We start from the raw sequence: 12,726 nt of genomic DNA, 5'->3' as shown, positions 1-12,726 counted from the left end.
ATCATGAGTAAAATTGGAAAAATTGCCCGCCGTACCTTTTTGATCGGATCGGCCGCGATCGTGGGCGGCGTTGCGTTCGGCTACTATGCCTACAAGAAACCAGTCGCGAACCCGCTTTTGAAGGGGCTGGCTGACGGCGAAACCGCACTGACGGCTTACGTCAAAATTGATGCGGACGGAATCACGTTGATCACGCCGCGTGCGGACAGCGGGCAGGGGGCCTATTCGGTTCAGGCGATTATGATTGCAGAAGAGCTGGATGTGGAGCTTGATCAGATCAAAGTCGATCCGGGGGTTCCATCGCGGGCCTACTACAACACGGCTTTGGCGCAAGAAGCAGCCCCCTTCCCATCGACCAATGACAGTTTCACGGCCAACTCCATGCGCGGTGTCATGGATGCGATGATGAAGTTTCTCGGGATGGATATCACGGGTGGCTCAACGACCGTCCCTGACGGTTTCACCAAATTGCGCGTTGCAGGTGCAGTCGCCCGCGAAACACTAAAGGCGGCTGCTGCGCAAAAAACCGGTGTGGCCCTCACCGATCTACGGACCTCTAAGGGCGCTGTTGTTTTGCCCGATGGCACGTCGCTGCCTTATACGGAATTGGCGGCAATTGCGGGCACTTTGGACCCTGTCGATGAAGTGCAATTGCGCGATCCCTCCACATGGCGGTTGATGGGCAAGACAACGCAACGGCTTGATATCGTGCCAAAGTCCACAGGGACGCAAGATTATGGCATCGACTTTACGCTTGATGGCATGGTTCACGCCACAGTACGCACCAATCCGCGCCGTGGCGGCGCGATGCAAAAATTTGATGCATCGGACGCAAAAGCGATGCGCGGCGTCAGTCAGGTGTTTGAAATCAGCACCGGCGTGGCCGTGATCGCAGACAACACATGGCGCGCGATTCAAGCGGCAAGCGCAATCGAAATCGAGTGGGACGCGGCGCCTTATCCTGCGGAAATGGAAGATCACTGGCAAACTTTGTCCGACAGTTTTGTTGCGGACCGTGTGGACAGCACCATGAAAGACGAAGGTGACGTTCAGGCGGCTTTGGATACTGGCGATGTCATCGAGGCAGAATACCGCGCCCCCTATCTGGCCCACGCACCGCTGGAACCATTATCGGCGACTGTGCTTGTGCAAGACAATCGTGCGGACGTTTGGACAGGCACCCAAATTCCCAGCTTTTTGCGCGGAAACGTAGCCGATATCACGGGCTTGGACAAAGATGACGTCCACATTCACATGTTGATGATGGGCGGAAGCTTTGGCCACCGGCTGGAAGCGCGTGTTGTTCAGGAAGCCGCCGAAATCGCGGTGAAAATGAAAGGCACGCCTGTAAAGTTGACCTACAGCCGCGAAGAAGACATGACGCACAATGACACCCGTCAAATCGCTATGGCGCGGGGGCGCGGGACGGTTAAAAACGGCCAAGTGGAAAGCTTTGATTTGGGCATAGCCATGCCATCGGTGATCGCAAGCCAGATGGGGCGCCAAGGGATAAGCGTGCCGGGACCCGATACGCAGATTGTGGCAGGTGCCTGGGAACAGCCGATGCGCATTCCCAACTATCGGGTGACAGGCTACCGTGCGCCTGAGCTTGCTCCGATTTCCAGTTGGCGGTCGGTTGGCGCGTCGTCCAACGGCTTTTTCCACGACGTATTTCTGGATGAATTGATCCACGCCGCAGGTGCTGATCCGATGGCAGAGCGTTTGCGCCTTTGCTGGCATGATCCGTCCCGCAAGGTGTTGGAAAAGGTCGCTGACATGTCCAACTGGGGCGCTCCTCTAGCCGCCAATCAAGGACGCGGCGTCGCGTTCTGCATGTCCTTTGGCGTGCCCACCGCCGAAGTGGTGGAGGTGACCGCGACCGAGGATGGCATCCGGCTTGATAATGTCTGGGTCGCAGCCGACGTCGGAACAGTGGTTGATCCTGTAAACTTCGAAAACATGGTGCAAGGTGGGGTCGTTTGGGGCCTTGGCCACGCCATTCTGTCAGAAATTACCTATTCCGATGGAATGGTCGAACAGGACAACTACGACAGCTTTGAAGCCATGCGCATGTATCAGGTTCCCAACATCGAAGTTGCCGGACTGGAAAACGCAGATCAGGTGCGCGGCATGGGCGAACCCATGGTGCCTCCGGCTGCTGCAGCCTTGTCCAATGCGATCTTCGCGGCAACGGGGCAACGCATCCGCGAGATGCCAATGAACAAGTTCATCGACTTCGTATGAAGTTAGGCTCAGGACCCATTAATCTTAATACCTCAGTTTTCCTGATTTGGTTCGTGATGAGGCGCAGTTGCGCGGGAATAGTGGTTCTATTTCAAGCAGATGCAACGATAGTCACGGGCCAAATCAGGGAAATCGGAGACGCGATTTTCACTTCATCTCTGCGCCCCAAAGGGGCGACATCTCAGCGTCTTGAGCCGCTTGAAAAGAGAACCACTCTTATCGTCACGTCCCAAGACTCCGATATTTCGTGAAAATCGCGCTGAGGCATTAAGATTAATGGGTCCTGAGCCTAGGGGCGGGCTGTAATGGCCCGCCCCCATTCTTAGCCGTCTACTGCTAATTTGAAAAATCACTTGACCGAAGTCGTTTCTGGCAGTCTGTGGGGGCATGGATATTTTGCTAAACACCCCCCGCCGTTCTGTTTCTGGTCTGGATGCTATTCCGACACCCAGCACAGACGTTGAAGCCGTGCAAAGCCTTCTGGATAAATGCCCGCATGCCGCACAGACACCACTGCTGGACGCGCATGAGCTGGCCGCTCAAGCAGGCGTACAAAATCTGTGGTTGAAAGACGAACGGAGCCGAATGGGGTTGGGCAGCTTCAAGGCGTTGGGGGCAGCATATGTCATTGCGCATGATGCGGCGGGGGCGGATGTGTCCAATAACACCTATGTCACAGCAAGTGCTGGCAACCACGGGATGTCAGTGGCCGCAGGGGCAGACGCCTTTGGTGCAAATGCTGTGGTTTATATTGCACAATCAGTACCTGAAAGCTTCGCGGAAAGATTGCGGTCGATCGGGGCTGAAGTCCGCCGTGAAGGCGACATTTATGAGGATAGCATGGCTGCAGCGGCGAAAGCTGCAAAGGACAACGACTGGATCTTGTTGTCCGACAGCTCTTGGCCCGGCTATACGGATCGGCCTTTCCGCGTGATGGAAGGATACCTTGTTTTGATGGCAGAAGCGATTGCGCAAATGCCGCAAGCGCCCACACATATTTTCTTGCAAGCTGGCGTTGGCGGCCTTGCTGGGGCCTGTGCGGCAATGGCGCGCAAAACATGGGGGGACGATCCTGTTATTGTTGTGGTCGAACCTGATCAAGCGCCTGCATTGGTGGCGTCGATCAAAGCCGGCGCTTTTGTCGTGACCCTAGGCGGTGTGTCCGACATGGGGCGGTTGGACTGCAAGGAAGCGTCTTTGATTGCGCTGAAAGGGCTTTCACGTGACGCAGATGCGTTCGTGACATTGACAGAACAAGAAGGGGCTGAAGGCGCACAAGCAACCGTGCAAAATGGTATTGCGGCCAGTGCGTCCGGGGCTGCTGGGATCGCCGCGTTGTTGCAGGCGGATGCGCACCGCGACGCATTAAAACTGGATGCCGCGTCGCGGGTGTTCTGCATTCTAAGCGAAGGGCCTGCATGACGCGCTACACCTACACCCTTGCGCAGGATGCTGCGGCCCCGTTGGGGCTGGTTGTTCTGCAAACTGATGAAACGATTGAAGGGGATATGCGGCGTCTGCTGGGCGATCGTGCCCCCTACGTCAGTCGCGTTCCCAGCGGGGTCAGTGTGACGCCGGAAACGCTGCAAGCGATGGCAGGACATGTTACGCAGTCCGCGGCCCTTTTGCCTGCGGCTTTGCGGTATGGTGCAATCGGATATGGGTGCACATCCGGTACCGCACAAATCGGGGCTGGGCGCATTGCCGAATTGGTTGGGGCAGGGGCAGATACCGGCGCTGTCACGGACCCGCTAAGTGCATTGGTTGCCGCTTGTCGCGCGTTGAAGGTGAAGAAACTTGCGTTTTTATCGCCTTACGTGGCCGATGTATCGGCGAGATTGCGTGATACACTGAACCAAAATGGTATCGAAACGCCAATATTTGGCAGTTTCGACGAAGATGAAGAAGCAAAAGTTGTCCGAATAGATGCAGCGTCAATCGAAGCGGCGGCTGTCGATCTGTGTCGGGGCCAAATAGTGGATGCGGTGTTTTTGTCCTGCACCAATTTGCGCACCTTGGATGTCATAGCACCGCTAGAGGCCATTTTAGGCATTCCAGTCCTAAGCAGCAATTTGGTGCTGGCATGGCATATGGCGCAGCTTGGCCAGGCCCAAATCATCGGGCCCGGACAATTGATTGCAGCACATCCAGCGGGTTAGCCGCCGGTTCTGTATTTGCAGCTATTGGCGTTTTATCACCAAGCAGCGTTTGTCATGATCATGCGGGCCACGTCGGTGCGCTTCATGCCGCGATCTGCAAATTCGGCGTCGTTGAAGCCGTGAACAGCCATATGCGTTTGCAGGCTGGATGGTGTCGAAAAGCGGGTGCGCAAAGCTTTGAGGATGCGTGTCATGGTCAATCTCGTTTTATCATTTTACGTTGATTGGCAGATAGTGCTGCACTGCAGCGTGGAAAAGTGCCGCAAGTGCAAAGCCGTCTTGCGTTGACTGCAATGCTCGGGAAATCAAAATGTGCGGACGCTGCGCGCGCGGGCTATGACGGGGCAACATGTGGTTGTGTTCCGTCTGCCCGGCAAAAGTGAAATGCGCAGGGTTCTTGCTGTGTCAGGTCTTGACGGTTCTTGGGCGATGGCTTACCTGCACCATGAGCGCGGGCGTTGTGTAGTGGTAAGACCTTAGCCTTCCAAGCTAATGACGCGGGTTCGATTCCCGCCGCCCGCTCCAAAAAAGTCCCCTACACCCGAAACAGTCCGAACGTCTTTTTCTGACCAATCAGAACAGCGTGATTTGTGATCGCGCAGACGCCACATCACGGGCCAACTGATTGGTGGCGCTCATGTGCCAATCAAGACCTGTTTGCCCCTGCGCTGTCGCGTGCTCAAGGTTCTTTGTTGCGGCTTTGGCTTGGGCGGCAGTCATCGTTAGGGCTTCGACTAATTTTTGACGATCTGCACGCACTTGATTCAGGCGTTCATCATACGCATCTGCGCTGATGTTTCCTTTTGCCTTCTCGCGCGCCAAATCTGCCAATTCGATGTCTTGGGCGGCCAGACTGCGCGGCAAATCGATTGTGATGGTTTCCATCTGGTCATTGGTTTTGCGAATACTTTTGGTCAAAGCGTTGGCTGAAACCAATTCAACACGTCGTGCCACATCGCGTTTTCCGGCGGCGTTGCCAATGATGCCACCCGTTGCGCCACCAACCAAAGCGCCCGCAACGCAATTCTGGGCGTTGCTTGCGGATAAGACAGTCAAACCGCAGCCTACAGCGGCCCCCATTGCAATGCCTTTGCGTGTCGATTTACGCACGACGTCCTGCATAAGAACGTCCAGATGCGCGGTCTGATCTGTTAGAGCGACCACATCGTAATGTGCAACCTGTGTCTCGAACCCTGTGTTCTGTCGTGCGACAAACCCAAAGCCATCTGTTTGGCTTTGTGTGCACCCGGCTATTGCAAAAATGACAAAGACGGAAACGGAACGAGTGAGGCGAGACATGATAAAATCCAGTATTCAGAGGGCGTTAAGTGCCTGATGATTGTGGATGTATCGAAACAATATGACCCAATTGGGGCAATTGGTGACAATTTTGAATAAATTTGGGGACGATTTTGGGATGCGTCACAGCGACGACATGAGGCTTTTTGCCGCTTGGGTGCCCGGCCCTCGGGCGGAACTGTCCGCTTGACCTAACATGTCTGCAAGGCCATGAACCTATGAACGTCAAGAGAGTGCGCATGTCTGATCAAACGACCCAAGCCCCGCCCCCAGCCGCTGCGGGCAATGAAGAACGCGAAAAATCCAAAGAGATAGGCGCACTGCGCGCGTTGTGGCCCTTCATGGCCCCGTACCGTGTTTTGATGATGATGGCGATTGCAGCCCTTGTCGCCACAGCCGTGATTTCTTTGACCTTGCCTTTGGCCGTGCGCCGCGTTGTCGATAATTTCCGCACCGAAGATACCGCGATTCTGGATCAATACTTTTTGGCGGCTTTGGGCATTGCCGGACTTCTCGCCATAGGCACGGGTTTGCGTTACGCCTTGGTCACACGTTTAGGGGAACGGGTGGTGGCAGACATCCGCAAGGCTGTGTTTGATCGTGTCATTGGCATGTCGCCTGCCTTCTATGAGAAAATCATGACCGGCGAAGTCTTAAGTCGCATCACGACGGACACCACATTGATCCTAAGCGTGATTGGATCGTCTGTGTCGATTGCATTGCGCAACTTGCTGATATTTGTGGGTGGCTTGGCATTGATGTTTTTGACGTCGGTGAAACTGGCGGCTTTGGTGCTGTTGATTGTGCCTGCCGTCGTGGTGCCGATCCTTGTGTTGGGACGCCGTCTGCGTGTGATCAGCCGCGAAAACCAGGACTGGATTGCTGCTTCTTCCGGCAACGCATCCGAGGCATTAAGCGCGGTGCAGACCGTTCAGGCCTTTACGCATGAACATGCCAGCCGCAGCCAATTCGCCGATGTTACCGAGCTAAGCTATGGTGCGGCGCTGCGCCGTATCACGACACGGGCCGCTATGACGGTCATTGTGATCTTCTTGGTGTTCACCGGCATCGTGGGCGTTTTGTGGATTGGGGCCAATGATGTGCGCGCGGGGGCAATGACCCAAGGGGCTTTGATCCAATTCGTGATCTATGCGGTTATGGTGGCAGGCGGGGTTGCGGCCTTGTCCGAGATTTGGGGCGAATTGCAACGCGCCGCGGGCGCTACAGAGAGACTTGTTGAGTTGCTGCAAACCATCGACAGTGTTCAGGATGCGGACGCGCCGGACGCTTTGGCGTCTCCTGTAAGGGGGCAAATTGCCTTTGAAAACATAGGTTTTGCCTACCCCGCGCGTCCTAATGTGCAAGCGTTGGATGAGGTTTCGCTGGATATCGCACCGGGCGAAACCGTGGCTTTTGTCGGCCCATCGGGGGCCGGGAAAACCACCATTATCCAGTTGCTTTTGCGGTTTTATGACCCTCAAAAGGGACGTATTTTGCTGGACGGCGTGAACTTGGCGGCGATGGAGCGGTCCGAATTTCGCAAACACATTGCGCTTGTGCCGCAAGACCCGACGATCTTTGCCACGTCCGCGCGTGAAAACATTCGCTTTGGGCGACCGGATGCGAGTGATGCGGATATTGAAGCCGCAGCACAAGCGGCTGCGGCACATGACTTTATCGCGGGTTTGCCGCAAGGCTACGACAGCCCCTTGGGGGAACGTGGTGTTATGCTGTCGGGTGGACAAAAACAGCGTATCGCAATTGCGCGGGCCATTTTGCGCGATGCGCCGGTCTTGCTGTTGGACGAAGCCACATCGGCTTTGGACGCGGAAAGCGAACGGGCGGTGCAAGCGGCTGTCGATCAACTGAGCGCGGACCGCACAACGTTGATTGTGGCGCACCGTTTGGCCACTGTTAAAAAAGCAGACCGAATTGTTGTTCTGGATGCAGGGCGCATCATCGCCACCGGCACACACGAAGCGTTGGTGGCCGAGGACGGGCTGTACGCACGCTTGGCGCGCCTGCAATTCACCGATGGGATGGCTGCAGAATAATTCCCCTTTCCACCCGACGCGGATCGGGGATAGGCTTTGCCAACACAAAAAAAATGGGAGTGTTGATTATGGGTCTTTGGAGTTTTGTAAAAGACAGCGGCAAAAGCTTGTTCGGGGGCGGCGGTGACGCCGAAGTCGACGGTGCAGCGTTGCAAGATGAAATCAAAGAACTGGGCTTGGACGCATCCGGTATGGAGATCACTGTCGAAGGCGACAAGGTCAAAGTGTCTGGCGAAGCCGTTAGCCAGGAAATGAAAGAAAAAGTCATTTTGGCTGTGGGCAATGTGGAAGGCGTGGCTGCCGTTGAAGACAGCGTGCCAAGTGCTGGTGAACCAGTTTTCCACACGGTCGAAAAGGGCGACACGCTTTGGGCCATTTCGTCAAAAACACTTGGCAATGGCGCACGCTACGAGGAAATCTTCGAAGCCAACAAGCCAATGCTGAGCCATCCAGACAAGATTTATCCCGGCCAGATGCTGCGTATCCCGCAAGCCTAAGGTTGATCCTGTCAAAATTTCAGAAGGCCGCATTTCTTTATGCGGCCTTTTTTCGTGATTGCACCCACTTGGGGGCTCTGCCCCCGGTGCTGCGCACCTCCCCCGGGATATTTTTGGCGAAAAGAAGGGTTGGTCCGGCTGTTGACCTTTGGTCAGCTGCTTTGACGCGGCGTCTCATTTGCCTTGTTTTTCCGGTAAACCTTGCGAATTCCAGTATTCCGCCGCATCTTGTCTTTTAGGGAAATTAACGCTCGCAAAGACGGGCCAAAAGGGAGGACGCCGCATGGCTTATGAAGGCATGGAAGACCGCAATCGCATTGAAGCGGAAATGACATGGGAAGAGCGCGACGTGCCCGTCACGCTCTATGGCCTTCTGAGCCGCACCACGGCGAAATTCCCCAACCACAATGCCTTGAGCTATCAAATTTTTTCTGGACCCAACGACAAAAAAGAGACCTTTAACTGGCAACAGCTCAAGGACAAGACAACACAAGCGGCAAACCTGTTCCGGTCTTTGGGTGTCGGTTCCAAGGATGTCGTGGCCTACATCTTGCCCAACTGTAACGAGACAGTGCTGACCCTTTGGGGCGCTGGCGTCGCGGGTATCGCCGCCCCCATCAATCCGCTATTGGAACCCGAACAAATCGCATCGATCCTGCGCGAGACCGGTGCAAAGGTCGTCGTCACCTTGCGTCCGTTTCCAAAAACCGACGTTGCTGAAAAGACCGCTAAAGCTGTGGCATTGGCCCCCGATGTGCACACGGTGCTTGAGGTTGACTTGCTGCGCTATGTCACTCCGCCCAAAAGCTGGATCATTCCGCTGATCCGCCCAAAGATGAAGCCGCCCGCCGGAAAGACCTATAAGAACTTCAACGCGGAACTGAACAAACAAAGCACGTCGTTGCAGTTTGAAGATGTTCAGGAAGATCGCGTTGCGTTCTACTTCCACACTGGCGGCACAACTGGCATGCCCAAGGTCGCCCAACACCTTTACTCGGGCACCATCTACAATGGCTGGCTTGGCGCAGAGATGTTGCTGGATGAGAACGACGTGTTGTTGTGCCCGCTGCCGTTGTTCCATGTGATGGCCTGTCAGGTGATGATGATGGGCGCTATGGCTTCTGGTGCCCACGTCGTCTTTCCGACGCCGCAGGGATACCGTGGCGAAGGTGTATTTGACAACATCTGGAAGCTTGTCGAGCGCTATAAGGTGACATTTGTCGTCTCTGTTCCAACAGCTTTGGCAGCCACCATGCAGCGTGCCGTTGATGCGGATATTTCGTCGGTGAAGACCGCGTTTTCTGGATCCGCCCCCTTGCCGTTGGAATTGTTCAAGCGATTTGAAGAAGCGACAAACATGACCATCGTTGAGGGATACGGCATGACCGAAGCCACGTGCCTTGTGTCGGGCAACCCTGTGGATGGCCTCAAAAAAGTAGGCTCTATCGGCATTCCCTTTCCCTACACCGATATCAAGATTGTCAAAGGGTCGGCAAACGGCGACGTGGAAGCTGGTGTCGATGAAATCGGCGAGATTTGCGTATCCAATCCGGGCGTTTACGTTGGAAACACCTATACCGAGACCGAAAAGAACGCGGGCCTGTATTACAACGACAGTCACTTGCGCACAGGCGATCTTGGGCGTGTCGACAGCGACGGGTATCTGTGGATCACGGGCCGTGCCAAAGACCTGATCATTCGCGGGGGCCACAACATCGACCCTGCCGAAATCGAAGAAGCCTTGCTGGCGCATCCGGCCGTTGGATTTGCAGGCGCCATTGGTCAACCCGATGCGCATGCTGGTGAAATCCCCTGTGCCTTTGTCGAACTTGTTGACGGTGCCACAGCCACCGCAGACGAATTGATCGCTTTTTGCAAAGAACATGTTCAGGAACGCGCGGCCCAGCCCAAGCACATAACCGTTATGGACGAGTTGCCCAAAACCGCTGTTGGTAAAATCTTTAAGCCCGACCTGCGCAAAGACGCTATCACACGCATCTACAACGAGGCCCTGAAAGAGGCCGATGTGCCTGCGCGCGTTGTTAGTGTCACGGAAGACAAAAAGCGCGGTTTGGTGGCGCAGGTTGATGCGAACGGGACGTCGGACACAGCGTTGCAGACGGTTCTTGGTGACTTCATCAACCCATGGGAACATGCAGGCGCTGTCGCCACTGCCGCTGAATGATGCAGGACTATCAAGCCATTCTGGACGATGAAATCTGGGCGTTTTTGGACAAAACCGCCCAGTTTTACCCGCCGGACGCGGTGGATTTGACGGTTCAGGAACAACGCGCGGTCTATGACAGGATGTGCGTTGCTTTTGACTTTGGTCGACCTGATGGTTTGCGGGTGTCTGATGTTCCTTTTGGGGGCGTGCCATGTCGCATCTATGAAAGCACGGAAGACAGCGCCGCGACCGTGTTTTTCTGCCATGGGGGCGGCTTTGTTGTCGGTGGATTGGACAGCCACGACAGTGTGTGTGCGGATATGTGCACCCGAACAGGGTTTAAGGTTGTGGCGGTGGATTACCGGATGTCGCCAGAGCATCCGCACCCAGACGACTTCAATGACGCTTGGGCAGCCTTTGAAGCCGTGGCCGCATCAACAGACGGTCCTATCGTGTTGTGCGGTGACAGTGCAGGGGGCAATCTGGTTGCGGCTGTGGCCCATCATGCCCGCGGACGCATAGATGGGCGCATCACCGGGCAATTGCTGATCTATCCCGGCTTGGGCGGGGATATGACCAAGGGCAGTTACATTGAACACCCCGAAGCACCCGGCCTGACCACAAAAGACATGGCCTTTTATTCCGCCATTCGTGCAGGCGGGGCCGACAAAACGGGTGATGCAACATGGGCCCCGTTGCATGACAGTGACTTTTCCGGTCTTCCGGCGACAGTGGTTTTGACGGCGCAATATGATCCGCTGTCCAGCGACGGTGCCGCCTACCGTGACGCTGTGACGACGCACGGCGGCAAAGCCGTTTGGTTGGAAGAGCATGGCCTAGTGCACGGACATTTGCGTGCACGGCGAATGTCTACCAAGGCCGCGCTTAGTTTTGACCGTTCCATTGCGTCTTTAAAGGCGTTGTCTTTGGGGCAATTGCCCCGGCTGTAGACACTTGGTTCGCAGGCTCTACGGGGTCAGATCAAAAAAGACTTGGCCTTCATTGTGTCCGGAATGTCTGCGCCCAGTCGGGACAAAATCGTAGGGGCCAGTTGCAGCTGGTCGATGACGTCATCCGGGGCAGGGCCTTCTGCATCGCCAAAATAGTACAAGGCGGCTTCTTGTTGCAATGCGCTGCGGCCGCCGTGATGGCCGCGTTCGTCCTGACCGTGATCTGCCGTTACAATCACCTCATATCCTGCTGCACGCCACCGCGGAATGAACGGCGCCAGCATTTCATCCATCACATGACAGGCGTGGTCCATTTCCTGACAGTCATGGAAAAAACGGTGCCCCATGCTGTCGAGGGTGCAGGTGTGCAGCATCCCGTAGTTCAACCCGAACCGCAGGCACAGGTTTGTCAGTGTCCCAAACAGGTCAACATCTGACGGGGTCATCTGATTGGCGTGGCCGTATCCGGTCATCGAATGGAACCGGCCATGATTGATGCTGGTGCTTTCGGGTTCGTCATATTCGATGTCACGCACGTAGTCGAAAGGGTGGCGATTGAAGAACTCTGACCAGAAACTGTGTGCGACGGCACCCGTAACCCCCCCCGCTTTACGAGTTTGGGAAAAGACGTCCGGATGGGACAGTTTGAACACGTTGCCATTGCCTGTGCACCCGTGTTCGGCCGGTGCAACCCCTGTGTGGATCGAGGCGTAGCAGGACGCCGAAATCGACGGCAGCACAGACCGCATTTTCCACACCCGCGCGTCGCCGCTGTCGACCCACCCTTCAAGGTTGCCAAAAAGGCGGCGCCAGTTGCGGTAGGGAACGCCGTCCAAAATGATCAAAAGCAGTTTGCGGTCCATGGGTTAGGCTCCTGTTGTTGTTTGTGCGTCGATGGCGATTTGGGCCAGCACCTGCATCGCTTCATCTGCTTTGTCCTCGGGTACAAAGACATGATCGTGGAAAAATCCGGCAACTGGATTAACGCCCATGTCGTGTGCCGCCAGTTTTGTGGCAATCACAGCCATGAACCCGACAGCTTCCAATGCCGAATGCACATCCAACGTGATCATGCGACAGGCAAAGGCGTGATCAAGCCCATGTTTTTCGGCATCTTTTTGAAGCATGATCAGGGTTGGGCCTTCGGCTTCATGAAAGACCATACGCGCAGGCAGGTGATCAGTCGGGCTTCCGGGGGGCCGTGTGACAAAAACATAAACGCCATCCACCAAGGTGGCTTTCAGCGTCTTCAACAACGTGGAAAGGTCCAGTTCGCCGGTTTCAATTCCGGGTGTTTCGGTTGTCATTTTTCTGCCCCAAGTCACTGTGCTGCTATCACTTTGGGTTCAATCGGAT

Annotated in this window: 11 protein-coding genes and 1 tRNA gene; 8 read left to right on the top strand and 4 right to left on the bottom strand. The window is 55.6% G+C overall.

All coding sequences use genetic code 11. The annotated features are described in order from the left end of the window. Positions 1–3 precede the first annotated feature (3 nt). The 3 genes from ASD8599_RS14340 to ASD8599_RS14325 all read left to right on the top strand — a co-directional run bounded on the left by ASD8599_RS14340 (position 4) and on the right by ASD8599_RS14325 (position 4,403). Positions 4–2,244, top strand: coding sequence for a xanthine dehydrogenase family protein molybdopterin-binding subunit (locus ASD8599_RS14340; protein ID WP_108829162.1), 2,241 nt, complete (start codon positions 4–6; stop codon positions 2,242–2,244). A 387-nt stretch (positions 2,245–2,631) separates the two neighbouring features. Then, positions 2,632–3,666 carry a pyridoxal-phosphate dependent enzyme gene (locus ASD8599_RS14330; protein ID WP_108829160.1) on the top strand — a complete coding sequence of 345 codons (1,035 nt, stop codon included), beginning with the start codon at positions 2,632–2,634 and terminating at the stop codon, positions 3,664–3,666. After that, complete coding sequence (locus ASD8599_RS14325) at positions 3,663–4,403, top strand: maleate cis-trans isomerase family protein (RefSeq protein ID WP_108829159.1); 741 nt, start codon at positions 3,663–3,665, stop codon at positions 4,401–4,403. Before ASD8599_RS14330 ends, ASD8599_RS14325 begins: the two co-directional genes overlap by 4 nt. Positions 4,404–4,438: 35 nt before the next feature. Here the strand turns inward: ASD8599_RS14325 and ASD8599_RS20305 are convergent, their stop codons facing one another. Then, positions 4,439–4,597, bottom strand: coding sequence for a hypothetical protein (locus ASD8599_RS20305; RefSeq protein WP_181364496.1), 159 nt, complete (start codon positions 4,595–4,597; stop codon positions 4,439–4,441). 257 nt (positions 4,598–4,854) lie between these two features. Here ASD8599_RS20305 and ASD8599_RS14320 point away from each other — a divergent pair. Further along, positions 4,855–4,928, top strand: a tRNA-Gly gene (locus tag ASD8599_RS14320). Between the two features lie 48 nt (positions 4,929–4,976). On the opposite strand, the gene ASD8599_RS14315 is transcribed toward ASD8599_RS14320, so the two are convergent. Next, positions 4,977–5,702 (bottom strand): hypothetical protein, encoded by a 726-nt coding sequence (locus tag ASD8599_RS14315; protein WP_108829158.1) that lies wholly within the window; start codon positions 5,700–5,702, stop codon positions 4,977–4,979. 239 nt (positions 5,703–5,941) lie between these two features. Here ASD8599_RS14315 and ASD8599_RS14310 point away from each other — a divergent pair, with 239 nt between their 5' ends. The 4 genes from ASD8599_RS14310 to ASD8599_RS14295 all read left to right on the top strand — a co-directional run bounded on the left by ASD8599_RS14310 (position 5,942) and on the right by ASD8599_RS14295 (position 11,370). Then, the gene (locus ASD8599_RS14310) at positions 5,942–7,756 is read left to right on the top strand and encodes an ABC transporter transmembrane domain-containing protein (RefSeq protein WP_108829157.1); all 1,815 of its coding nucleotides are present in this window, start codon (positions 5,942–5,944) and stop codon (positions 7,754–7,756) included. A 68-nt stretch (positions 7,757–7,824) separates the two neighbouring features. Next, positions 7,825–8,253, top strand: coding sequence for a peptidoglycan-binding protein LysM (gene lysM / locus ASD8599_RS14305; protein WP_108829156.1), 429 nt, complete (start codon positions 7,825–7,827; stop codon positions 8,251–8,253). Positions 8,254–8,536: 283 nt separating this feature from the next. Further along, positions 8,537–10,438, top strand: coding sequence for an acyl-CoA synthetase (locus tag ASD8599_RS14300; protein WP_108829155.1), 1,902 nt, complete (start codon positions 8,537–8,539; stop codon positions 10,436–10,438). Further along, on the top strand, positions 10,435–11,370 hold the full coding sequence (locus ASD8599_RS14295) for an alpha/beta hydrolase (RefSeq protein WP_219928858.1): 936 nt from the start codon (positions 10,435–10,437) through the stop codon (positions 11,368–11,370). The genes ASD8599_RS14300 and ASD8599_RS14295 overlap by 4 nt, the downstream gene beginning before the upstream one ends. 26 nt (positions 11,371–11,396) lie before the next feature. On the opposite strand, the gene ASD8599_RS14290 is transcribed toward ASD8599_RS14295, so the two are convergent. Both ASD8599_RS14290 and ASD8599_RS14285 read right to left on the bottom strand, forming a co-directional pair. Next, the gene (locus ASD8599_RS14290; RefSeq protein ID WP_108829154.1) at positions 11,397–12,233 is read right to left on the bottom strand and encodes an alkaline phosphatase family protein; all 837 of its coding nucleotides are present in this window, start codon (positions 12,231–12,233) and stop codon (positions 11,397–11,399) included. 3 nt (positions 12,234–12,236) lie between these two features. Further along, a complete protein-coding gene (locus ASD8599_RS14285; protein WP_108829153.1) occupies positions 12,237–12,677 on the bottom strand; it encodes an ACT domain-containing protein in 441 nt (146 codons plus the stop codon). Between the last annotated feature and the right edge of the window lie 49 nt (positions 12,678–12,726).

Source organism: Ascidiaceihabitans donghaensis (genome assembly GCF_900302465.1).
Taxonomy (GTDB): Bacteria; Pseudomonadota; Alphaproteobacteria; order Rhodobacterales; family Rhodobacteraceae; genus Ascidiaceihabitans; species Ascidiaceihabitans donghaensis.
The sequence above is the reverse complement of the archived record's forward strand: the minus strand, read 5'-3'. Positions and strand labels throughout refer to the sequence as shown.

What these genes read in the sequence shown, in the direction of transcription:
- ASD8599_RS14295 (WP_219928858.1), top strand. Translation starts at nt 10,435, where the DNA reads ATGATGCAGGACTATCAAGCCATTCTGGACGATGAAATCTGGGCGTTT.
- ASD8599_RS14310 (WP_108829157.1), top strand. Translation starts at nt 5,942, where the DNA reads ATGTCTGATCAAACGACCCAAGCCCCGCCCCCAGCCGCTGCGGGCAAT.
- ASD8599_RS14340 (WP_108829162.1), top strand. Translation starts at nt 4, where the DNA reads ATGAGTAAAATTGGAAAAATTGCCCGCCGTACCTTTTTGATCGGATCG.
- ASD8599_RS20305 (WP_181364496.1), bottom strand. Translation starts at nt 4,597, where the DNA reads ATGACACGCATCCTCAAAGCTTTGCGCACCCGCTTTTCGACACCATCC.
- ASD8599_RS14300 (WP_108829155.1), top strand. Translation starts at nt 8,537, where the DNA reads ATGGCTTATGAAGGCATGGAAGACCGCAATCGCATTGAAGCGGAAATG.
- ASD8599_RS14330 (WP_108829160.1), top strand. Translation starts at nt 2,632, where the DNA reads ATGGATATTTTGCTAAACACCCCCCGCCGTTCTGTTTCTGGTCTGGAT.
- ASD8599_RS14315 (WP_108829158.1), bottom strand. Translation starts at nt 5,702, where the DNA reads ATGTCTCGCCTCACTCGTTCCGTTTCCGTCTTTGTCATTTTTGCAATA.
- ASD8599_RS14325 (WP_108829159.1), top strand. Translation starts at nt 3,663, where the DNA reads ATGACGCGCTACACCTACACCCTTGCGCAGGATGCTGCGGCCCCGTTG.
- lysM (WP_108829156.1), top strand. Translation starts at nt 7,825, where the DNA reads ATGGGTCTTTGGAGTTTTGTAAAAGACAGCGGCAAAAGCTTGTTCGGG.
- ASD8599_RS14285 (WP_108829153.1), bottom strand. Translation starts at nt 12,677, where the DNA reads ATGACAACCGAAACACCCGGAATTGAAACCGGCGAACTGGACCTTTCC.
- ASD8599_RS14290 (WP_108829154.1), bottom strand. Translation starts at nt 12,233, where the DNA reads ATGGACCGCAAACTGCTTTTGATCATTTTGGACGGCGTTCCCTACCGC.